We start from the raw sequence: 21830 nt of genomic DNA, 5'->3' as shown, positions 1-21830 counted from the left end.
TGTCTCAGACCGGCCAGCAGTCGGCGGTATCGGTCGAAAGTCCGATCAGTGCCGTCTCTTCTTCGCGCGAGCGCTCATCAGTCTGTCTCGTCGGGGAACGCGTTGGCGATCTTGCCGCTGCGCAGGCTGCCGTCCAGGTAAGCAGCCCGGCAGGCGCGGCGGCCGATCTTGCCGCTGGAGGTGCGCGGGATCGCGCCGGCGGCGGTCAGCAGCACGTCGCGGACCGTGACGCCGTGCCGCACCGCGATGGCGGCGCGGATGTCGTCGGAGATGGGGCCGACCTCGAGCTTGTGGGCGCCGGGCGCGCGCTCGGCCACGATCACGAGCTGTTCGGAGGTGTCGTCGGCGTCGCGCTTGATGCCGGCGTGGGCGTTCTCGAAGACCTCGTCGGGCAGCTGGTTGGCCGGCACCGAGAAGGCTGCGACGTACCCGGTGCGCAGCGCCTTGCTGGCCTCCTGCGCCGAGTACTCCAGGTCCTGCGGGTAGTGGTTGCGGCCGTCGATGATGACCAGGTCCTTGACGCGACCGGTGATGTAGAGGTCACCGTCGTAGAAGGCGCCGTAGTCGCCGGTGCGCACCCAGGTGGCGTCGTCGGCCGCGCCCTCGGCGTGCGACGGGCTGGTGCGCGACTTGAGGGTGTTCTGAAAGGTCTCGCGGGTCTCGTCGACCTTGCCCCAGTAACCGGTGCCCATGTTCTGGCCGCTGATCCAGATCTCGCCGACCTGGCCGTCGGCCAGCTCGGTCGCGCTCTCGGCGTCGACGATGACCGCCCACTCGGCGATGCCGACCTTGCCCGCCGAGGCCTGGGCCACGGCCTTGGGTGAATCCTCGGGCACCTCGACGATGCGACCGCTGTTGAGCTCGTCGCGGTCGACGGTGATGATCTTGGGCTCCTCGGCCGACGGCGTGGTCGACACGAACAGCGTGGCCTCGGCCAGGCCGTACGAGGGCTTGATGGCCTTGGGAGGGAAGCCGAAGGGTTCGAACGCCTCGTTGAACCGGCGCACGGTGGCCGCCGAGATGGGCTCGCTGCCGTTGAGAATGGCCTTGACATTCGAGAGGTCGAGCGGCTCCGAGCCCTCCTTGGGCACGCCGCGGGCCGCCGCATGGTCGAATGCGAAGTTGGGGGCGACCGAGATGGTGCCGCCGGTGTCGCCCTCCTTGCGGGCGAGCTCGCGGATCCAGCGTTCGGGACGACGCACGAAGGCGGCAGGCGTCATGAAGGTGAAGTAGTAGCCGATCATCGGCGCGAGCAGCGCGGTGATCAGGCCCATGTCGTGGAAGAACGGCAGCCAGGACAGGCCACGGTCACCGTCTTCGCCTTCCAGCGCCTCGACCACCTGCACCACGTTGGTGGCCAGGTTGAGGTGGGTGATCTGCACGCCGGTGGGGATGCGAGTGGAGCCCGAGGTGTACTGCAGGTACGCGATGGTGGTCTCGTCGGGCTGATCGGGCTTGACCCATGTGGCGGCGACGTCATCCGGGACGGCGTCGACGGCGATCACGCGCGGCCGCTGGTTGGCGGGCCTGCTGCGGAAGAACTTGCGCACCCCCTCGGCCGCCTCGGTGGTGGTCAGGATGGCCGACGGGTGGCAGTTGTCCAGCACCGCGTGCAGGCGGCCGACGTGGCCCGGCTCGGACGGGTCGAACAGCGGCACCGCGATGCGGCCCGCGTAGAGGGCGCCGAAGAAGGCCACCAGGTAGTCGAGGTTCTGCGGGCAGAGGATCGCGACGCGGTCGCCCGGCTGGGTGACCTGCTGCAACCGGGCGGCGACGGCCTTGTTACGGGCACTGAACTGCGCCCACGTCAGGTCACGGGCCACGCCGTCACGTTCGGTGGAGAAGTCGAGAAACCGGTAGGCGAGCTTGTCGCCGCGCACCTTCGCCCAGCGCTCGACGTGTTCAACGATGCTTGCGCCGTCAGGAAACTTGATCTGTCCGTCCTTGATGAACGGATTGTGGAACGGCATATCTCTTCTCCCGTCAGAGCCGCACTCGTGGTGAAGCCTGTTATCGCACGTCATTCACGGTGCGCCTCAGCCAGTCCACCGACCGCGCGTACCCAAACCCCGAAGATCGTACGCGCGATCGGACTCGCGACTCACCTTCGTGAAGCCCTTACTTTTCTCTTAATATTAAGGGAGTCCAGCGGTCCCATCCAAATCCGGCACGCTCGTGGCCGAACCGTTATCCATGTGCCGGATGCGGCGCATTCTCGATGAGGTTCTGCGCCCACGCCAGGGTCCACTGCGTGGCCGTCTGACCATTGAGAACCCAGAACTGCGGAGTGTTGTAGAGGGCGTGGACCGGACCGGCGGCGCTACCCGACAAGGTCTCCAGCGTGGCAGGCAGGTTGACGATCGAGAACGCCCCCTGCGGGGCCGAACAGATCAGGTCACCCGTGCCACAGATCTCATTGGCGCGGTCGTTGAGGGCACCGAACCCGCCCGGGCGAGGTCCCGTCATCGTCAAACCCAGCGCTGAGAGCGTCGGCACCTCGTGCAAGGTCACTTCGGCGCCCTGGCCGACGGGGTTGGGGCCGACGTCCTGGCCCACACCCATCTGCCGGCGCCCGTCGGCGATCAACGTCACACCGAGCACCAGGTCCTCGTCCACCGGACCGCGGCCGTTGCCGATGTCGCTGGCGATGTCGCCGCCGATCACCGCGCCCTGCGAGAAGCCCATGATCACGTAGCTGGTCAGCGGGCAGCGGTTGTTCATGTCCGTCAACGCCTTCACCGCGACGCGGGTGCCCTCGGCGCGGCTGTCGTTGTAGGACATCTGCTTGTCCGCGGCGAACGGATTGTGGAACTGCGCGGTATAGGGAACCGTGTAGATCTCCATCCGCGAGCTGTCGAACTGCGCACGCAGCGGATTGGTCACGTTGAGCAGCAACGCCAGCGGGAACTGCACCGGGTTGGCCGGGTCCAGCTGCACCGAGGACTCCCAGGTGCCGGGGATCGACAGCACGAACACGTCCGGGCAGTCGGCGCTCTGGAACGCCGGGCGCGGCTTACGCGTCGTCGGCGGCACCTGCACCCCGGGGGACGGCTGGGCGCTGGGCGGGGCCGACGGCGTCTCCGGCCTGCGCATCACGATCACCACGATCGCCACCACCAGCACCACGACAAGTGCCATCGCACCGGCAGCGATGAGGGCCAGGATGCGATGCCGCTTCCGTCGAGAATTTTTCGCCATGTCTCCTGCTAGCAGAGTTGTTCGGTTGCGATGCGGATGTAATCGGAGGCCGCGGCGGCGACTTCACCGTTGGATTCGTCCCCGACTGACGCGCTGCCGTCCACCACGTGGTTGGCGCGCACATCGCTGCGCACCAGAGGTAGCACAAGATCCCACACCGCCTGATCATTCTGCTTCGCGGCCCGCGCCTGACAGACGTAAGACCCGATGGTCAGGGCTTGAAGATCGCTCGACGGCTTCACACCGGCAGCGGCCAACGCGTCGAGGTACGACCGCTGCGCAGCGGTGACGACCGGGGCGGTCGGTACCGGCACGAGGTCACCCGACTGGGCGTGTGCGTCGTTGATCTGCGATGTCGGCAACGCCAGTGGTTCCATCATGTCGCTGCCCGCGCCGCAGCCGGTCAGCAACGACGAAGCGGACACCGCGAGAACCAGGGTGGCCGACCGTACCGAGCGTTGCACGTCTCCACGGTACCGGCTGCCAAAAGTTGCCCCGGTACAACCGAATTGGCCGCAGCTACTTGATGGTGGCCACCAATTCACCGGACATCTGGGCCAGCTGCGGCGCCCAGCTGCCCCAGTCATGCTGGCCGCCACCCTGGAAGTCGAAGTGCCCGTTGCTGCCGCCCACGCCGCGGTAGTGCGAGTAGAACGCCCGGTTGCTGCCCTGCGCCTGGTCGCAGACACCGATCATCGCGGCCGGATCACTGCACGTCATGGTGTTGGGGGTGTACACCCACAGCCGGGTGTTGGCATCGGCGAGCAGCTGCACGTGCACGTCGGGATCGCGCCACTTCCAGCGGCCCAGCTGCGGCGCGCCCCACATGCCGTAGCTGTCGACGCCGCCGTACTGCGCAAGCCCGGCCGTGATCGCGCCGTTCAGCGTGGTGGCCGACGGCGTGAGGAAGCCCGACAGCGAACCCGCGAACCGGAAACGGTCCGGGTGAAATGCGGCGAGCGTCACTGCCGCGGTCCCGCCCTGCGAGACACCGACGATGCCGTGCCCGCCCGGGGCCAGGCCCTTGTTGGCGGCCAGCCAATTCGGCAGCTCGTCGGAGAGAAAGGTCTCCCACTGCTTACTGCCGTCCTGCTCCCAGTTGGTGTAGAGGCTCCACGCGCCACCGGCCGGGGCGGCGACCGAGATGCCGCGGCCCGCCAGCGTGCTCATGGCATGCCCGGCGTTGACCCAGTTGCTCACGTCGGGAGCGGCGTTGAAGGCGTCGAGGAGGAACACCGCGTGCGGCCCACCGCCCTGGAACGCCACGGGGATGTCGCGGCCCATTGCCGCCGAGGGCACCATCAGGTACTCGACCCCGTCAGCTCGGGCCGGGGTTCCGGAGAGGACCGACGAGGTCCACAGCCCGGCCGCCAGAACCGCGGTCAACAGCACCGCTCGCACGGCAATCAACCCACGCCTCATCCTCAAACCCCTCCTGTCGCCGGGAACTCCCGGAGAGCCATCGGACCCCGTTGCTGAAAAGTGCCCCCGCACAGACCCCCGCGCACGCGAGGAGCACAGAACCCGTTGTAGTGAACCACATCGGATGCACAGGTGGCGATGGAAACGGCTGACGGCGGCGACCCCAGAGGGATCGCCGCCGTCAGCGTCAATATCGTGTTCGGCCGCTACCGGCCGCCTGATCAGGCGGTCGGAGTGGCACCCAGCACGCGCTGCAGGTCAGGCTTCATGGCCTGCAGCTGCTGGCCCCAGTAGACCCACGCGTGGGTACCGCTCTGGGGGAAGTTGAACACCGCGTTCTGGCCGCCCGCGGCGAGGTACTTCTCCTGGAACGTGGTGTTGGTGCGGCACAGGAAGCCCTCGAGGAACTTCGCGGGGACGTCGGTGCCGCCGGACTCGTTCGGCTTGCCGTTACCGCAGTAGATCCACAGGCGGGTGCCCTGGGCGGCGATCTTGCCGACGTTCACGGTCGGGTCGTTGGCCTTCCAGGCGTTGTTCGGGTCGCCCGTCGAACCCCACATGTCGTCGGCCTTGTAGCCACCGGCGTCACCCATCGAGACGCTGATCAGCATGGGCCACCAGCCCTCGGAGGGGTTCAAGGTGCCGGACAGAGAAGCGGCGTAGATGAACTGCTCGGGGTGGTTCATCGACAGGATCAGCGCGGACGAACCGGCCATCGACAGACCGACGATGGCGCTACCGGTCGGCTTGACCTGCCGGTTGGCCTGCAGCCATGCCGGAAGCTCCGAGCTCAGGAAGGTTTCCCACTTGTAGGTCTTGCAGCCGCCGTCCTTGCTGCCACACGCCGGCTTGTACCAGTCGGTGTAGAAGCTGGACTGGCCGCCGACGGGCATCACGACGGAGATGCCGGAGTTCAGGAACCATTCGAACGTCGGGAGTTCGATGTCCCAGCCGTTCTGGTCGTCACGTGCGCGCATACCGTCGAGCAGGTACAGCGCAGGCGCACCCGGGCCACCGCTCTGGAACTCCACGCGGATGTCACGTCCCATCGCTGCCGACGGAACATCGAGATACTCGACCGGCAGACCCGGGCGAGAGAAAGCCCCAGCAGTCGCCGAGCCACCCGCGACGCCTACCAGGCCAGGCAGTAGGGCCGCTGCCGCGACCGCAACCGTCAGCCGGCGCGACAGACCTGCCGCTGCGCCGCGCATCTTCCCAACGAACTTCATACCGCTCCCTATCTCATCTGTCGTATGCCGCACGTCAATTCAGCGGACGTAACCGGCTCACGTGCCCGTGTAGTCAACCACACCAAGGCCATTTTCTTCTTTTCAGCAGATGTCTGCCCTGGTCACACTCAGTGGTCCGAAGTGCGATCAGGGCAGACCATCGGGCACACCGCAAGCGGACGCACGGCGGCCCAATTACGTATCGGGCCATGACGGCCTAGCGTTACCCAAACAGACCAACCCGCTGACAGCCAAATCCCAGGTTTGTGGTCTAACGCCGCGACACCGCCCCCGCGCAAACTACGGACCGGTTGCGGGCATGCCCGTGTACGGCGGCACCTTGGTCGGCGGCGGTTGCAGCCCACACCGGTTGATCTCGTACAACGGCACGCGGTCGATCCGGTATTTGGTGAATTCGTAGGCGTGCGTGAGGTTCGACAGGAACCGTCGCGGACCCATCTCGGCACGCACAGAATTCAGCATGGCGTCGGTGTCCGGACACGTCAGCGCCACCCCGGCTTCGGTGATCCAGTCCTCGTCCAGATACGGCGGGACATACGGGTGTTCCTTGAGGAACGGTCCCTCGGCCACCGCCCAGTCCGGGAACAGGTTCTTGTCGTGGCCGATGCGGCCGTCGGTCAGGCGTCGGGTGTGCATCGCCATGGGGTTTGCCAGCCCGATCTGATCGATGACCCGTACGTTGAGCCCGGTGTTCATGCTGACCATGCCGAGATTGGTGAAAAACACTGTGTGCGGCGTTGTCAGCGCCCTACGCTCCGACGGTGTGAGGCCCGCCGGCGGCGGGAGCGCGGGCACCACGTCCCACACGTCGTAGTTGCCGGACGGCAGCAGCAGGGCACCGTCGGGAGTGTTGTTGATGGCCGTGAGGACCGCCCGCATGCGGGGGTAGTCCAGATAGTCGGCAGCGGTCAGCGGATGCGCGTGACCGGTGGCCTGCGAGTAGAACCGCCGCTCGTCGACGATGCCGGAATAGGTGACCCGCGTGGCATCGGCGCCGAGCCCCGGCGAGTTGGCCGCCCAGACCGACCAGCCGACCACCGCAGCCCACAGCACGCTGGTGGCGGCGGCCAGCAGATAACCGGTCTCCCGGGTGAACTTGGTGCCGTCGGGCAGCACCACCGGGATCACCGCGACCGGGGCCAGCATGCAGAACACCGGAGCCAGCAGCACCCGGCCGTGCATGAAGTCACCGCCTTGGCGCACCCAGTACACCGCCTGCAGGAAGCCGCTGGCCACCATGAAAATGACGATGGCAGGCGGACTTTGGATGGTGCGCGGCAGCCAGCCATAGCCCCGCGGCACCTGCCGCCGGACCCACCACGGCCGAGTCCTGGTGGCCAACAACACCATTCCGAGCAGCACCAGCAGCACCGCAGGCACCCACAGCAGGTAGGGGTGGTTGAAGTTGGTCAGGTAGATGAAGCCCTGGGCCCATTTGGACCCCGAGGCGTCCTTGGCCACCGCGGTGCCGGGCACCAGCAGGCCGTAGTAGCCCATCCGGAAGATCTGGTAACCCACCGGCAGCAATCCACCCGCGACGAGGATCAACGTCCGGCGGCGCCAACCGCGGGCGGCCACCAGCATCATGACCAGCAGACCGCCGCCGAGCAGAGCCAGCTCCGGGCGCATCAGCACGCTCAGCCCCGCGACGAAGGCCAGCGACGCCTCGAACACCGAGCCGGTGATGTTTTGTTGTCCCCGCTGCTGATCGGGATGGGCCCGCAGCGCCTGCGACCAGCACACCATCATCCACCACAGCAACCCGAGATAGGCCAGCACCAAACCACTTTCGAGCCCCGAGGTGGCGAAGTCGCGGGCCGGTGGGATCGCGATGTAGACCAGCGCGCCTGCCGGCAGCAGCAGCGCGCGACGGCCCCGCAGGCTGGGCGCATAGAGGCGGCCGGTACCCAGCATGACCAGCGCCACGCCGAGCACGCTCAGCACCAGGGCCAGCGCCAGCACGACGTACTCCAGCCGCAGCGGGCCGCCGATCCAGGCGCCGAGGGTCACCAGGTAGGTCCACGCCGTCGAGGTGTTGGCCTCCACGCGCTCCCCGGCATTGAAGACCGGGCCGTTGCCCGCCAACAGGTTTCGCACCGTGCGCAGCACGATCAGGCCGTCGTCGGCGATCCACCGGCGTTGCCAGGCGCCCCAGCCGAACAGCCCGGCGATCACCACGACGCCGACCCACAGGCTGATGCGCACCGACGGGTGGTACGGGAAGGCAGGCCAGTTCTCGAACCGCTCGCCCAGGCCGCCGGCCCGCCTGCGCAGGTCGGTCACGCCGGGCCACCGGCGGGCGTTGACGGGGTCAGCTGAAAGCGATGGCAGCACCGATGGTCCCGATCCATGCCACAGCCAGCAGCTGCAGAACCCGGTCCCGCAGTGCGATCTCCTCGGGCTCGCCGGCGATGCCGCCATCGACGTCGACCGCATAGCGCAGGATGGCGATGGTGAACGGGATCATCGATATGGCGAACCACGACGAGCCGACCACCCGGTCACGCTCGAAGGCCCACAGTCCGTAGCAGACCACCACCGCGGTGGCCGCCAGCGTCCAGACGAAGCGCAGGTACGTGGTGGTGTAGCTCTCCAGCGACTTGCGGATCTTGGCGCCGGTGCGCTCGGCCAGCTGCAGTTCGGCGTACCGCTTGCCCGATGCCATGAACAGGGAACCGAACGCCATGACGAGCAGGAACCACTGTGACAGCGGGATGCCGGTGGCCACACCACCGGCGATGGCCCGGATCAGGAATCCGGACGACACGATGCAGATGTCCAGCACCGCTTGATGTTTCAGACCGAAGCAGTAGGCCAGCTGGATGGCCACGTAGATCGCCATCACCAGGGCCAGGTTCGGGGTGAGCGACCAGGAGATGCCCAGCGACGCCGCGGCGAGCACCACCGCCAGCAGATAGGCCAGCCACTCGGGCACGACGCCTGCCGCGATCGGCCGGAACCGCTTGGTCGGGTGCGCCCGGTCCGCCTCGACGTCGCGGGCGTCGTTGATCAGGTAGATCGACGACGACGCCAGGCAGAACACCACGAACGCGATCGAGACGTTGTAGGCCAGGTCGGCGTAGTTGTAGTGCACGCCGCCGCCCAGCGCCGCCATCGGCGCGGCCAGCACCAGCAGGTTCTTGACCCACTGGCGGGGGCGCATCGCCTTGATGGCACCGGTCACCACGTTCTTGGGCGGACCGGAAGTCGGCTGGGCTTCCTCACTCATCCGGGCTGTGCTCATCGCTCATCAGTCTCCTTCGACCCCAGAATCCCGGTTCACCGCTGTCCCGACCGCCTTTCCCACCAGGGCACCGACGGCCACGCCGGTGAGCACATCGGTCGGGTAGTGCACGCCGAGCACCAGGCGCGACAGCGCCATCGGCGGCACCAGGACCACGGGCAGCGGCAGACCGGTGGTCTGGGCCAGCAGCACCGCGGCCGCGGTGGTCGAGGTGGCGTGCGCGGACGGGAAACTCAGCCGGCTCGGGGTCCCCACGTTCACCGCGATGTCGGGGTGGTGTGGACGCTCGCGGCGTACCACCCGCTTGATCACCACCGCGGCGGCGTGTGCCAGGAAGGCACCGGCGCCCACCGCAAGCCAGGACCGGCGCTTGGACGGCTGCACCAGCGCACCCGCCGCGGCCAGGCCGACCCAGCCCAGGCTGTGCTCCCCGAAGTGGGACAGCGCACGCGCCCCGGCGAGTACGCCGGTGCGGCCTGCCAGTGCCGACTGAACGGCTACCAGCACGGCGTCCTCGCCGCGCGGGGCGTCGGCCATCTCAGGCCTTCTCGCCGGATTCGGCGAGCAGCACGGTCTCCCACTTCTGGGTGCTCGACAGGGTCGGCAACGCATCGCGGTACACCTTGCGCATGCGGTCGAACTGACGGGCCAACCGCAGCTGCTGGCGCAGCGAAGCACGCAGCAGCGCAAACATTTTCGCGCGGTCGCGCTGACGGTAGACGACACCGCGGCCGTCGGCGGTGGTGACGGTGACACCGTCGACCATGCACAGCGAGAACCACCGGGCGTCCTGGGTCGCCACGTTGATCTGCGGCCGGACGTGGGTTTCGGGATCGGCCTCGCGCAGCTGGTTGGCGACGCCGCGGGCCAGCCGGATCGCGATGGCGGCCTTGGAGACCGGGATGCGGACCTTCTTGCGCTTCAGGTCCGACGCCGGCGGCAACGCGGTGGCACCCGGGAGCACCACGGCGTCCGGGTACTGCGAGCGCAGGGCCCGGATGTCCGGCAGCGCCGATTCCAGCACGGAGAAGATGTGCTCCGGCCCGCCGAGGAAGTCCTCCATCGCCTGGTTCTGGATCGCCACCGTCGAATATTCAAGGCAGAGAAGGTGTTTGAACGTGGCCTTGAGGTGGCTGGCCAGCAGGCCGCGGACGTCGCCGTCCCAGTGCAGCGCGGCCACCACCAAGCGGTTGCGCAGGTGGAAGTAGGCCTGCCAGTCGATCGCGTCGTCCTTGTCGCTCCAGGCCATGTGCCAGATCGCCGCGCCCGGCAGGGTGACCGTGCGATAGCCGTGTTCCGCGGCGCGCAGCCCGTATTCGACGTCATCCCACTTGATGAACAGCGGTACCGGCTGGCCGACCTCTTCGGCGACCTGGCGCGGGATCATGCACATCCACCAGCCGTTGAAGTCGACGTCGATGCGGCGGTGCAGCAGCTTGCTGCGGTAGGCATCGACGTCGTCGAGGGCGTACTTGGCGAAATCGTGGTCGTATTCGGCGTTGGGCGCGGCCGACCACATGAAGTTCGCGCGGTCGACCATCTCACCCATGATGTGCAGGTGCGACGGCTCCTGCAGGTTGAGCATCTGGCCGCCGACCAGCGTCGGCTCCTTGGCGAACCGGTTCATCGCAAGGGCCCGCAGGATCGAGTCCGGCTCGATACGAATGTCGTCGTCCATGAACAGGATCTGCTCACAGTCGGTGTTCTTCAGCGCCTCGTACATCACGCGGCTGTATCCACCGGAACCGCCGAGGTTCGGCTGGTTGTGAATCGAGAGCCGGTTGCCCAGTGCCGCAGCGGCCTGCGTGAATCCGGGATGGTCCTTGGCCTTGCTGGTGCCCTGATCGGACACGATGACCGCGCAGATCACCTCGTCGACGAGCGGGTCGGAGGTGAGTGCGGCCAGCGCGTTGACGCAGTCTGCGGGCCGGTTGAAGGTCGGGATGCCGACGGCGACGTTGGCCCGGCCGGGGGCGGCGGTCGGCGCGTACCAGCCCGCGCTGTGCATGGTCACCTTGGAGTCGGTGGTGATGTCGAACCAGATCCAGCCGCCGTCTTCGAACGGGGTCAGGTCGATCTCGAACTCGACGCTCGCGGGCTCATCGGAGTCGCCGCTGGAGACGGGTGCGCCTCCGACGGTGATGCGCGCACCGGTGGCCTTGGAGCGGTACACGTCGACGCGGGCGCTCCCGGTCAGCTCGACGCGGAGCACCACAGATTTCAGCGTCGACCAGCGTCGCCAGTAGCTGGCCGGAAACGCGTTGAAGTAGGTCGCGAACGATATCCCGGATTCCGGGCCGATTTCCAGCGTCGTGCGGCTGGGCGCGTGTGCGCGACGCGCGTTGGTCGGATCCTCGTCGAGGTAGAGCTTGCGGACGTCGAGCGGCTCGCCCGGTCGCGGCAGGATCACGCGGGCCAGCAGACTGACGGCCCGGGATTCTCCGGCGTCGAGTGCGCCGGATGGGATGTCACTCATGCTTTGCTGCTTTCCTTTTCGGGTTCGGTGACGAGCGGCGCACCGTCGGCCAGATGCGGCGCCAGCGTGTTGTCGTACATGCTCAGTGCGCTGGCGATGGCCATGTGCATGTCCAGGTATTGGTAGGTGCCCAGGCGGCCACCGAAAAGCACCTTGGCCGAGGCTGTTTCGGCCTTGGCCAGGGACCGGTAGGTGGCCAGCAGGGCACGGTCGGCTTCGGTGTTGATCGGGTAGTACGGCTCGTCGTCGTTCTCGGCGAACCGGGAGTACTCGCGCATGATCACGGTCTTGTCGGCCGGGTACACCCGCTCGGGGTGGAAGTGCCGGAACTCATGGATGCGGGTGTATGGCACGTCGGCGTCGTTGTAGTTCATGACGGCGGTGCCCTGGAAGTCTCCGGTGTCCAGCACATCGACCTCGAAATCGAGTGTGCGCCAACCCAACCGGCCTTCGGAATAGTCGAAGTAGCGGTCCAGCGGCCCGGTGTAGACCACCGGCGCGTCCGGGTTCTGCGCCCGCAGGCTCTCGCGCACGTCGAACCAGTCGGTGTCGAGCACCACCTGGATACGGTCGTCGGCGGCCATCTTCTCCAGCCACGCGGTGTAGCCGTCGACCGGCAGCCCCTCGTAGGTGTCGTTGAAGTACCGGTTGTCGAACGTGTAGCGCACCGGCAGCCGGGTGATGTTGGCCGCGGGCAGTTCCTTCGGATCGGTCTGCCACTGCTTGGCGGTGTAGTGCTTGACGAACGCCTCGTAGAGCGGGCGGCCGATCAGCGAGATGGCCTTTTCCTCGAGGTTCTGGGCGTCCTTGGTGTCGATCTCGGCGGCCTGTTCGGCGATCAGCGCCCTGGCCTCGTCCGGCGTGAAGTAGCGGCCGAAGAACTGGGACACCAGGCCCAGGCCCATCGGGAACTGGTAGGCCTGCCCGTTGTGCAGGGCGAACACCCGGTGCTGATAGCCGGTGAAGTCGGTGAAGTTCCGGACGTAGTCCCATACCCGTTGATTGGAGGTGTGGAACAGATGGGCACCGTACTTGTGGACTTCGATACCGGTCTGCGGTTCGGGTTCGGAGTAGGCGTTACCGCCGATGTGCGGACGTCGCTCGATGACAAGTACGCGCTTGTCGAGTTGCGTCGCCACGCGCTCGGCGATCGTCAGGCCGAAGAAACCGGAACCAACGACAAAGAGGTCGAAATGACCTGTGGGCTGGACCGCGCCGACCCGGGGAGATAAGGACGTCATCGGCAGCCAGGGTATCCGACCGGCCCGCTACAGCCCGAATTCGATAGCGGGCGTAGGTCGCAATTCGCTCACAATTCAATATCGTCACTCTAGACCCATTAGTCACACAAGTACCATCGATCACGTTGGCACTCATGGGCTTCGCACGTTTCGTCCTTAGCTGCTGACAGACCTGAGCAGTACAGATATGCAGTCCAATTTGAGGAGACTTCCGTGCCGAACCGACGTCGACGCAAGCTCTCGACAGCCATGCGTGCAGTCGCTGCAGTGGCAGTCGCAAGTCCAGCAGCATTGGTTGCGGTCACCCAGCTTTCCCCTGAGCCTCAGCAGCGCGAATTCACCCAGGCCGCCATGATCACCGACCTGCCCACCGAGCTGATGTCCGCGCTGTCCCAGGGGCTCTCCCAGTTCGGCATCAACCTGCCGGGCGGGTTGCTCGGCGGCACCGGGGCGTCGCCCTCGCTCGCCTCGCCGACGCTGACCTCCCCCGGCCTGGGCGCGCCCGGGCTGACCAGCCCTGGCCTCACCTCCCCCGGCCTGACCAGTCCCGGCCTCACCTCACCTGGGCTCACCAGCCCCGGGCTCACCAGCCCCGGGCTCACCAATCCGGGACTGACCAGCCCCGGTCTGACGGCGCCCGGTGGTGCCGGCCTGCCCGGTGCCGCTCCGGGGGCGACGCCGAGCCTGACCGCGCCGGGTGCGCTGACCGATCCCGCGCTGAGCAACCCGGCCCTGAGCAACCCGGCGTTGACCAACCCTGCGGGCGCCCTGCCCGGTGGGCTGACCAACCCGGCCGGAGCCGTGCCCGGTGGGCTGACCACGCCGAGCCTCGGCGCTCCCGCCACGCCGGGCCTGACCACGCCCGGTCTGGGCACCGACCCGTCGCTGATGCCGATCTCCAACGGCGGCGCCCTGCCCGCCCCGGGTGAGGTTCCGATCGCCGGCGACCCGGGCCTGGGTGGCACCTACCCGATCCTCGGTGGCCCGCTGGGGACCGACCCGTCGCTGAGTGCGATGCCCGCCACCAGCAGCACTGGTGGGGGTGGCCTCTTCGGCGACCTGTCCAGCGCAGCCCAACAGCTCGGCGCCGGCCAGGCGATCGATCTGCTCAAGGGCATGGTGATGCCTGCCATCACCTCGGCGATGAAACAGGGCATGCCTGCGGCCGCACCCGCGGTGCCGGCACCGCCCGTACCGGCACCGCCGCTGCCGACGCCCTGACGGGCCCAGGCAGGAAAGGCTTGTTACGAAACGGCACCGCAGAAGCCAGTGGAGGCTCTGCGGTGCCGTTGCGTGCCGGCTGAGAATCGCGTGTCGAAACATTCGTAACAACAGACACATACGTAACATCAGTCCGTGCTGTCCCGCCGTACCGCGCCGCCACTACTCTTCACTGCGCTCGCGGCAACGGTCGTCATCCTGCCCTGGGCGGTCGACGGCGTGCCCGGTAGCAATCGCACCGATCCAGTCGACGCTGCACCGATACTCACTCAGCAACCGCTGGACAATCTGAGCGGCGGCGACAGCGTCCGGGAGGTCCACCAAGACACCCCGTTCTCGATGGTCGCGCTCACCGCACAGGACCTCAGCGGCACCTCGGCCAAGGTCCGGGCGCAGAAAGCCGACGGCTCCTGGGGACCCTGGTACGAGGCGGAGAACCTCGACGGGGTGGGCAACGAGGGCGGCTCCGGGCCGCGCGGCACCGAACCGGTGTTCGTCGGGCGCACCACCACCGTGCAGATCGCCGTCAGCCACGCCGCGACACCCAGACCCCCCGGACCCCGGCAGCCCGGCCTCGGCTACCGGCCCGCGTCCGTCGAACAGCCCCTCCCCCAGACGGTCACCGCGGTCCTCATCGCCCCGCCCAAGGCCCCGGTGGACACCGGACCGCTGCCCACCGCCGCCACTCCGCCCGGCGTGCCGCCCAACGTCATCACGCGCGCCCAGTGGGGCGCCGACGAGTCGATGCGATGCGGAAACCCGGTGTACGACAGGAGTGTTCGCGCCGCCGTCGTGCACCACACGGCCGGCAGCAACGACTACGCACCGGAAGACTCAGCCGGGATCGTCCGGTCGATCTACGAGTACCACGCCCGCACGCTCGGCTGGTGCGACATCGCCTACAACGCGCTGGTCGACAAGTACGGCCAGGTCTTCGAGGGCCGGGCAGGCGGCATCAACCGGGCCGTCGAGGGCTCGCACACCGGTGGGTTCAACCGCGACACCTGGGGTGTGGCGATGATCGGCGACTTCAACGATGTGCCACCCACCGAGATTCAGCTGAACACGGTAGGACGGCTGCTGGGCTGGCGGCTCGGCCTCGACCACGTCGACCCCAAGGGCACCGTGGTGCTCACCTCCGCCGGCGGCTCGTTCACCCACTTCCCGCTCGGTGCCACCCCCACCCTGCCGACGATCTTCACCCACCGCGACGTCGGCAACACCGAGTGCCCCGGCAATGCCGCCTACGCCGAGATGGACCGCCTCCGCGACATCGCCGCCCGGTTCAACCAGCCGCCGGGCCCGGCGGACCTGGCCGAACAGATGCGAGGCGGGGCCATCTACGCCCGCTGGGAATCCCTCGGAGCCTCCGGCGGGCTGCTCGGCAACCCGACTTCGCCGGAGACCGCGGCGGAAGGGTCCGCGCGTTACGCCACCTTCGAGCGCGGCGCGATCTACTGGTCACCGGAGAGCGGGGCCCAGCCCGTCACCGGAGCCATCTACGAAGCCTGGGGCTCGCTCGGCTTCGAACGCGGCATCCTCGGACTGCCGACCAGCGGCGAGATCCCCGAACCGCTGTGGATCGGGCAGAACTTCCAGCACGGCACGCTGAACTTCGACCGCGAGAAGGGCACCGTGACCCGCGTGGTCGACGGGGTTCCGCAGGAACTCCCGCCGCCGCCGGCCGACCAGCAGCCAGTTCAGCTGGAGCGGTTCACCCCGATCACCTAGTGATCACCTAACGATCGCCCCACCAGCGTTCCAGCACCCGCGCCACGCCGTCGTCGGCGTTGGTCACGGTCACCTCGTCGGCAGCCGCCAAGGCCTCGGGGTGGGCATTGCCCATGGCCACGCCGCGCCCGGCCCAGCTCAGCATCGGCACGTCGTTGGGCATGTCGCCGAACGCGACGACGTCGACGGCGCTGAGCCCGAGCGGGCCTGCGAGCTGCTCCACCCCGGTGGCCTTGCTGATGCCCACCGGCACCACCTCGATCAGACCGTTGTTGGTCGAGTAGGTGATGTCGCCGAGCAGGCCGACGTGCTCGACGAGCGCGGCTGCCATGTCGGAGCTGCGTGCACCCGCCTTGCGGACCAGCAGTTTCACGGCGGGCTGGGACAACAGGTCCTCGACGGACACCTCGGTGTTGTCGGGGTTGAGCCACGCGTGCTCGTAACCCGGCGAGCTGACGAACTGCGGGGTGGCCGCATCGTGCGCCGAGGTGCCCACGCGCTCGACCGCCAGACCCGCGCCGGGGATCACCCGGTTCGCGATCTCGGCGAGTTCACCGAGGGCATCGGGCAGCAGCGTGTTCGCCGAGACGATCCGGTCGGTCTGCGGGTCGTAGATCACCGCGCCGTTGGCGCACACCGCGAGCGGCGCCAGCCCCAGCCCCTCGACCACGGGCGTGATCCAACGCGGCGGCCGGCCCGTCGCCAGTACGAACACCGCGCCAGACGCGACGGCGGCCTGCACGGCTGCGCGCGTGCGGGGGGTCACCTTCTCGTCTTCGTCGAGCAGCGTTCCGTCAACGTCCGTGGCGATCAGCCGCGGTCTCGGATCGATCGCCATCAAATATGTTTTCCTGTCGATTTGCCCGCGCGCTTACGCGCGCGCTCGGCCAACTCGGCCTCATCGAGGCGCTTGGCCTCCTCCGGTGTCGGCGCCGACCCGCCCAGTCGGCGCGGCACCCAGTACTCTCCCGGGGGCGCCGGGTACTCGCGCTGCACCCGGTCCAGCAGATCCGTCATCGAGGTGCGCAGCCGCGCATCCAGTTGCTCGACCGTGCCGGCCGGCGCGATGGGCGGGCCCAGCTCGACGGTCACGGGAAACTTCTTGCGCCCCAACGTCCTCGGATGGTCCTTGGTCCAAATCCGGTGTACGCCCCAGACGATCAGCGGGACGATCGGCACGTCAGCCTCCAAGGCCATGCGCACCGCCCCGGTCTTGAAGCCCTTGAGTTCGAAGCTGCGGCTGATGGTGGCTTCCGGGTATACGCCGACCAGTTCGCCGTGGCGCAACGATTGCACCGCGAGGGCATAGGCCCCGGCCCCGGCCTCGCGATGCACGGGAATCGTCCTGGTGTGCCTGATCAGGAAATTGACCGGCTTCACCTGCTGCATCTCGGCCTTGATCATGAAGCGCATCCGGCGGCCGCGTTCCTTCGCGGCCAGGGCGGCGGGCAGAAAGTCCACATAGCTGGTGTGGTTGATCGCGACGACGGCGCCGCCCGTCGCCGGCAGATTCTCCACGCCGCGGAAGGTGATCCTGGTTCCGGTAGCCCGAACCGCCAACTCGGCTGCGATTTCCAAACTTCGGAAAACGGGTTCCATCCGGACCTACCCCGACGCACCAGTCGGCTCGGCCGGCCCGGTCTGTTCCCCCAACGCCCGCCGCCGGGCCGCCTTCTCCGCGGCCTCCTCGGCATCCATCCGGTTGGCCTCGGCCAGTGACGGCGCGCCGCCGCCTAGGCGATGCGGCACCCAGAACTCGCCGGGAGGGTACGGCCCATACGCGTCCTGCACCTGTTCGAGCAGGTGCTGCATCCGGGAATGCAGCAGCGCCGTCAGCTCGGCGGCAGGCAGCGTCGGCTGAATCGGCTCACCGACAGTGATGAAGATCGGCACCTTGGGCCGGTAGAGCTTCTTCGGATGTCCCTTGGTCCAGATTCGCTGGGCACCCCAGACGATGTGCGGAACGATCGGCACATCGGCCTGGATCGCCATCCGCGCCGCGCCGGACTTGAACCCCTTGATCTCGAAACTGCGGCTGATGGTGGCCTCGGGATACACCCCGACCAGCTCACCGGCTTTGAGGTACTCGACAGCCGCATCGTAGGAGGATGCGCCGTTGTCCCGGTCCACCTCGATATGGCGCAGGCTGCGCATGATCGGCCCGGTGATCTTGTTGTCGAACACCTCTTTTTTGGCCATGAACCGCACCTTGCGGCCCCGCTTCTGCTTGTACGCAGGCAGGCCGGCGAAGGTGAAGTCGAAGTAGCTGGTGTGGTTGATGGCCACCACCGCTCCGCCGGTGACGGGCAGGTTCTCCACCCCGGTCACAGTGAACTTCAGCCCCTGTAGCCGCCACGCCAGCCGGGCGAGCTGGATGACAGTCCCGTACACCGGTTCCACAGCCGCAAGCGTAGTGCGCAGCCATCACGGTCGGACCGCCGGACCGATCCCGATGCGGCCCTGGCCAGCAGCGCTTCGGCGCGTCGCCGGATTCCGGCTAGGCTGGCTGGCGCTCCATGTTCTGAATCGAAAGGCTATTCGTGCAGGTCACAAGCGTCGGACATGCCGGCTTCCGGATCGATACCAGGGCCGGCAGCATCTTGTGCGATCCGTGGGTCAACCCGGCGTACTTCGCATCGTGGTTCCCGTTCCCGGACAACAGCCAGCTCGACTGGACGGCGCTGGGAGACGTCGATTACCTCTATGTCTCCCATCTGCACAAGGACCACTTCGACCCGGAGAACCTGAGCCGCCACGTCAACAAGGACGCCGTGGTGCTGCTGCCGGACTATCCCGTGCCGGACCTGCGCCGCGAGTTGGAGAAGCTCGGCTTCCACACGTTCTTCGAGACCACGGATTCGGTCAAGCACACCGTCAGCGGGCCCAAGGGCGACCTCGACGTGATGATCATCGCGTTGCGGGCCCCCGCGGACGGCCCGATCGGCGACTCCGGGCTGGTGGTGTCCGACGGTGTCACGACGGCCTTCAACATGAACGACGCACGGCCCGTCGACCTGGATGTGCTGCATGCCGACTTCGGCCAGGTCGACGTGCACATGCTGCAGTACTCCGGCGCCATCTGGTACCCGATGGTCTACGACATGCCCGAGCGGGCCAAGGAGGCCTTCGGCATCCAGAAGCGCCAGCGCCAGATGGACCGCTGCCGCCAGTACATCGCCCAGGTCGGGGCCACCTGGGTGATCCCCTCGGCCGGTCCGCCCTGCTTCCTGGACCCGGAGCTGCGTGACCTCAACGACGACCATGGTGACCCGGCCAACATCTTCCCCGACCAGGTGGTGTTCCTCGATCAGATGCGCCGCCACGGCCATGATCGCGGCCTGCTCATGGTGCCCGGGTCGGTCGCCGATTTCACCGGCTCGGAGCTGAACGGCCTCAGCCATCCGATCGAAGACCCCGAGGCTGTGTTCACCACCGGCAAGGCCGCCTACATCGAGGACTACGCCCAGCGGATGGCCCCCGTGCTGGCCGCCGAGAAGGCCGGCTGGGCGCCCGCGGCGGGAGAACCGCTGCTGGAACCGTTGCGTGCGGTCTTCGAACCGATCATGCTGCAGTCCGACCAGATCTGCGACGGCATCGGCTATCCCGTCGAGCTGCGCCTCGGCGCCGAGACGGTGGTGCTGGACTTCCCCAAACGCACTGTGCGCGAACCGATTGCCGACGAGAAGTTCCGCTACGGGTTCGAGATCGCGCCCGAGTTGGTCCGCACGGTGCTGCGCGACAACGAACCGGACTGGGTCAACACCATCTTCCTGTCCACCCGCTTCCGGGCCTGGCGGGTCGGCGGTTACAACGAGTACCTCTACACATTCTTCAAGTGCCTGACCGACGAGCGGATCGCCTACGCCGACGGCTGGTTCGCCGAGGCGCACGACGACACCGCGACCATCACCCTCGACGGCTGGGAGATCCAGCGGCGCTGCCCCCACCTGAAGGCGGACCTGTCGAAATTTGGTGTGGTGGAAGGCAATACCCTCACCTGCAACCTGCACGGCTGGCAGTGGAACCTGCAGAACGGCAAGTGCCTGACCACCAAGGGACACGAGCTGAGGTGCGCCCAATTGTGAGCGCACCGCACCAGTACTACGACGACGGTCTGATCCAGCTGGACCGTGAGGCAATCACGTTGCGGCGCTACCACTTTCCGTCGGGCACGGCGAAGGTCATCCCGCTGCGCGACATCCGCACCTACAAGACCGAGTCGCTGAACGTGCTGCACCGCTTCCGGTTGTGGGGCAGTTCGGATCTGCGCCGATGGCTGCCGTTGGATGTCGGACGTCCACTGCGCTCGACCCTGGTGACCCTCGAGGTCGACGGTTCCTACTGGCGGCCGGCGTTCACCCCGGCCGATCCCGAGAAGTTCACCCAGATGCTCGCCGAGGTGCTGCCAAGACCCTGAGTGCAACCGCCGTCAGCTTTCCGAAACCACCTGTCGCAGTTCGGATGACGCGTCTGTCACGGTGTCGTACACCCGCACGATGGCCTCGTCGCCCGGCTTGAGGAAGGTCGACTCTCCCAGCGGCGTGTAGCGGGTCGCGCCGATACCGATCAGCACGTTGCGCGGATGCCCGCTGGCCACCATCAGTGCACCGACATCCTCCAACGGCGTGTCCGCCGAACCCTTCTGGTTGGCCAGCCGCTCGACGATCCAGTCCAGCAGCACCTCGCCGTAGTACGAATAACCGACCAGCGGGGAGTCGACGCCGTAGGCGTGCTTCTCACCGTCCCCGTCCTGCAGGAAGCAGACCAACCGCATGGTGGCGGTCGGACCGTCGGGGGTCAGATCACTGATGTCGAAGAACTGCGGCGCAACACCTTTCGACGCCGGACCCCAGTTCTTCTTGTAGCTGATCTTGGGGGCGCCGGGGCGCCGGATCGAGCAGTCGTTGAACGCGCCGAGCGCGAACGGCTCCAACCGCACCACGGTGTCGCCGTTCCACACCACCCGGCAGGCGACCCCGACCTCGGGTTCGATCTGCAGGTTCAGCGGCCCGTCGCTCTCACCGGCCTCGGGCAGCACGATGGCGTCGTTGGACAGCGGGAACTCGCCGAGGAAATCGTCGCGACCGGGTGCGTACCACGGGAAAATACCTTTGGGCGCATAGCCTTCGGTGACGACCTTGACGAAATCGCCGGCCTCCCCCGCTTGCTCGAGATGGCCGGCGAAGTTACCCGCCACGCCGAACCCAAACCAATTCCGCAGCTCGGCAAGGTCGATATCGATCATGGCTGCAACCCTACTGTGGGCGCGACAAGCCGGTGACAAGTCGTGCTTAAGTGGCCGCCACCAGGCTGTACTCCGACATCACATCCCGTCCGAGCATCCAGTCCGAGGAGTACCGCCGTGCCCACCACCGTCACCGTCGAACCCCGCCGCGCGGGGGACCCCGAACCGGACCTGCTGGGCATCACCCTGGCCCACCGCGCCATGCTGGCGGACCTGACCCGCCTGACCGACCTGGCCGTCGCGGTCCGCGACCGCGACGTGATCTGTACGCCCGGCCGGGCCCGCGCCATCTCCCGCTACGTGGAGATGCTGTGCGATTCGATCCATCACCACCACAGCACCGAGGACAGCGTGCTGTGGCCGGTCATCCAGGCCAGCGTGGGCAACCACCTGGACCTCAGCGAGCTGACCGACGACCACGCCGCGCTGGATCCACGGCTGGACCAACTGCGCGCCCGGGCCGCGGCGTTCCGGCTTTCGATGGGCGACCGCCGGGTCGCCGGTCTGATGGCCATCGAGCTCGCTGAGCTCTCGACACTGCTGACCGACCACATCAACGACGAAGAGATGGAAGTGTTTCCACTGATCAGCGAGCACGTCTCGGTTGCGGACTGGACAGCTGTGGAGGCCGCCGCCCGCGACGGCGCACGGATGTCGTTCGACGGGCCCCGCTCGCTGGCGGTGATGACCGACGACGAGCGGACCGAGCTCGCGCAGCACGCGAGCCTCGGGCTGCGGATCCTGCTCGCCGTGCTGGGGGTGCGGCACCGTCGGCTGGAACGGGCCGTCTTCGGCCGGTGAC

19 protein-coding genes are annotated in these 21830 nt (G+C 67.6%); 5 read left to right on the top strand and 14 right to left on the bottom strand.

The annotated features are described in order from the left end of the window. Positions 1-77: 77 nt before the first annotated feature. The 10 genes from fadD32 to glf form a co-directional block, all read right to left on the bottom strand. Positions 78-1970, bottom strand: a complete 1893-nt coding sequence (gene fadD32, locus BTO20_RS02265) for a long-chain-fatty-acid--AMP ligase FadD32 (protein WP_087073015.1) — start codon at positions 1968-1970, stop codon at positions 78-80. 217 nt (positions 1971-2187) lie between these two features. After that, positions 2188-3198, bottom strand: a complete 1011-nt coding sequence (gene culp6, locus BTO20_RS02260) for a carboxylesterase Culp6 (protein ID WP_087073013.1) — start codon at positions 3196-3198, stop codon at positions 2188-2190. 8 nt (positions 3199-3206) lie between these two features. Continuing rightward, positions 3207-3662, bottom strand: a complete 456-nt coding sequence (locus tag BTO20_RS02255) for a hypothetical protein (protein WP_087073011.1) — start codon at positions 3660-3662, stop codon at positions 3207-3209. A gap of 55 nt (positions 3663-3717) precedes the next feature. Further along, positions 3718-4620: an alpha/beta hydrolase-fold protein gene (locus BTO20_RS02250; RefSeq protein ID WP_087073009.1), complete on the bottom strand. Its 903-nt coding sequence runs from the start codon at positions 4618-4620 to the stop codon at positions 3718-3720. Positions 4621-4841: 221 nt separating this feature from the next. Next, positions 4842-5849, bottom strand: coding sequence for an esterase family protein (locus BTO20_RS02245; protein WP_064946002.1), 1008 nt, complete (start codon positions 5847-5849; stop codon positions 4842-4844). 300 nt (positions 5850-6149) lie between these two features. Continuing rightward, a complete protein-coding gene (gene zomB / locus BTO20_RS02240) occupies positions 6150-8204 on the bottom strand; it encodes a flagellar motor control protein ZomB (RefSeq protein WP_408632149.1) in 2055 nt (684 codons plus the stop codon). Beyond that, positions 8182-9099, bottom strand: coding sequence for a decaprenyl-phosphate phosphoribosyltransferase (locus BTO20_RS02235; protein ID WP_029370830.1), 918 nt, complete (start codon positions 9097-9099; stop codon positions 8182-8184). Before BTO20_RS02235 ends, zomB begins: the two co-directional genes overlap by 23 nt. Before the next feature lie 21 nt (positions 9100-9120). Beyond that, positions 9121-9651, bottom strand: a complete 531-nt coding sequence (locus BTO20_RS02230; RefSeq protein ID WP_087073007.1) for a phosphatase PAP2 family protein — start codon at positions 9649-9651, stop codon at positions 9121-9123. Between the two features lies 1 nt (position 9652). Next, positions 9653-11590 (bottom strand): glycosyltransferase, encoded by a 1938-nt coding sequence (locus BTO20_RS02225; RefSeq protein ID WP_087073005.1) that lies wholly within the window; start codon positions 11588-11590, stop codon positions 9653-9655. Next, the gene (gene glf / locus BTO20_RS02220) at positions 11587-12831 is read right to left on the bottom strand and encodes a UDP-galactopyranose mutase (RefSeq protein ID WP_087073003.1); all 1245 of its coding nucleotides are present in this window, start codon (positions 12829-12831) and stop codon (positions 11587-11589) included. The genes BTO20_RS02225 and glf overlap by 4 nt, the downstream gene beginning before the upstream one ends. 213 nt (positions 12832-13044) lie before the next feature. Between glf and BTO20_RS02215 the strand changes: the two genes are divergently transcribed. Together BTO20_RS02215 and BTO20_RS02210 are read left to right on the top strand one after the other, a co-directional pair. Then, entirely contained in the window at positions 13045-14052 is a 1008-nt protein-coding gene (locus BTO20_RS02215; protein WP_087073001.1) for a hypothetical protein, read from the top strand. A 135-nt stretch (positions 14053-14187) separates the two neighbouring features. Beyond that, the gene (locus BTO20_RS02210; RefSeq protein ID WP_087072999.1) at positions 14188-15783 is read left to right on the top strand and encodes an N-acetylmuramoyl-L-alanine amidase; all 1596 of its coding nucleotides are present in this window, start codon (positions 14188-14190) and stop codon (positions 15781-15783) included. 7 nt (positions 15784-15790) lie between these two features. Here BTO20_RS02210 and BTO20_RS02205 read toward each other — a convergent pair whose 3' ends face one another. Genes BTO20_RS02205 through BTO20_RS02195 form a run of 3 tightly spaced genes read right to left on the bottom strand, consistent with a single transcriptional unit; the run spans position 15791 to position 18183 of the window. After that, positions 15791-16621 (bottom strand): Cof-type HAD-IIB family hydrolase, encoded by an 831-nt coding sequence (locus BTO20_RS02205; protein ID WP_087072997.1) that lies wholly within the window; start codon positions 16619-16621, stop codon positions 15791-15793. Further along, positions 16621-17382, bottom strand: a complete 762-nt coding sequence (locus tag BTO20_RS02200; protein WP_087072995.1) for a lysophospholipid acyltransferase family protein — start codon at positions 17380-17382, stop codon at positions 16621-16623. Before BTO20_RS02200 ends, BTO20_RS02205 begins: the two co-directional genes overlap by 1 nt. Before the next feature lie 6 nt (positions 17383-17388). Further along, positions 17389-18183 (bottom strand): lysophospholipid acyltransferase family protein, encoded by a 795-nt coding sequence (locus BTO20_RS02195; protein WP_087072994.1) that lies wholly within the window; start codon positions 18181-18183, stop codon positions 17389-17391. A gap of 140 nt (positions 18184-18323) precedes the next feature. Between BTO20_RS02195 and BTO20_RS02190 the strand changes: the two genes are divergently transcribed. Both BTO20_RS02190 and BTO20_RS02185 read left to right on the top strand, forming a co-directional pair. Beyond that, positions 18324-19868 (top strand): MBL fold metallo-hydrolase, encoded by a 1545-nt coding sequence (locus BTO20_RS02190; protein WP_087072992.1) that lies wholly within the window; start codon positions 18324-18326, stop codon positions 19866-19868. Further along, complete coding sequence (locus tag BTO20_RS02185) at positions 19865-20200, top strand: PH domain-containing protein (RefSeq protein WP_087072989.1); 336 nt, start codon at positions 19865-19867, stop codon at positions 20198-20200. Before BTO20_RS02190 ends, BTO20_RS02185 begins: the two co-directional genes overlap by 4 nt. 12 nt (positions 20201-20212) lie before the next feature. On the opposite strand, the gene BTO20_RS02180 is transcribed toward BTO20_RS02185, so the two are convergent. Continuing rightward, entirely contained in the window at positions 20213-21028 is an 816-nt protein-coding gene (locus tag BTO20_RS02180; RefSeq protein ID WP_087072987.1) for a DUF5718 family protein, read from the bottom strand. Positions 21029-21145: 117 nt separating this feature from the next. On the opposite strand from BTO20_RS02180, the gene BTO20_RS02175 reads away from it, so the two are divergent. Continuing rightward, positions 21146-21829, top strand: a complete 684-nt coding sequence (locus tag BTO20_RS02175; RefSeq protein WP_087072985.1) for a hemerythrin domain-containing protein — start codon at positions 21146-21148, stop codon at positions 21827-21829. Position 21830 lies beyond the last annotated feature (1 nt).

The sequence above is a fragment of the Mycobacterium dioxanotrophicus genome (genome assembly GCF_002157835.1).
Classification (GTDB): Bacteria; Actinomycetota; Actinomycetes; order Mycobacteriales; family Mycobacteriaceae; genus Mycobacterium; species Mycobacterium dioxanotrophicus.
This window is presented reverse-complemented; position numbering and strand designations above follow the sequence as displayed.

Coding starts and splice junctions, on each gene's coding strand:
- fadD32 (WP_087073015.1), bottom strand. CDS start 1,970: ATGCCGTTCCACAATCCGTTCATCAAGGACGGACAGATCAAGTTTCCT.
- culp6 (WP_087073013.1), bottom strand. CDS start 3,198: ATGGCGAAAAATTCTCGACGGAAGCGGCATCGCATCCTGGCCCTCATC.
- BTO20_RS02250 (WP_087073009.1), bottom strand. CDS start 4,620: ATGAGGCGTGGGTTGATTGCCGTGCGAGCGGTGCTGTTGACCGCGGTT.
- BTO20_RS02245 (WP_064946002.1), bottom strand. CDS start 5,849: ATGAAGTTCGTTGGGAAGATGCGCGGCGCAGCGGCAGGTCTGTCGCGC.
- BTO20_RS02235 (WP_029370830.1), bottom strand. CDS start 9,099: ATGAGTGAGGAAGCCCAGCCGACTTCCGGTCCGCCCAAGAACGTGGTG.
- BTO20_RS02230 (WP_087073007.1), bottom strand. CDS start 9,651: ATGGCCGACGCCCCGCGCGGCGAGGACGCCGTGCTGGTAGCCGTTCAG.
- BTO20_RS02225 (WP_087073005.1), bottom strand. CDS start 11,590: ATGAGTGACATCCCATCCGGCGCACTCGACGCCGGAGAATCCCGGGCC.
- glf (WP_087073003.1), bottom strand. CDS start 12,831: ATGACGTCCTTATCTCCCCGGGTCGGCGCGGTCCAGCCCACAGGTCAT.
- BTO20_RS02205 (WP_087072997.1), bottom strand. CDS start 16,621: ATGGCGATCGATCCGAGACCGCGGCTGATCGCCACGGACGTTGACGGA.
- BTO20_RS02200 (WP_087072995.1), bottom strand. CDS start 17,382: ATGGAACCCGTTTTCCGAAGTTTGGAAATCGCAGCCGAGTTGGCGGTT.
- BTO20_RS02180 (WP_087072987.1), bottom strand. CDS start 21,028: ATGATCGATATCGACCTTGCCGAGCTGCGGAATTGGTTTGGGTTCGGC.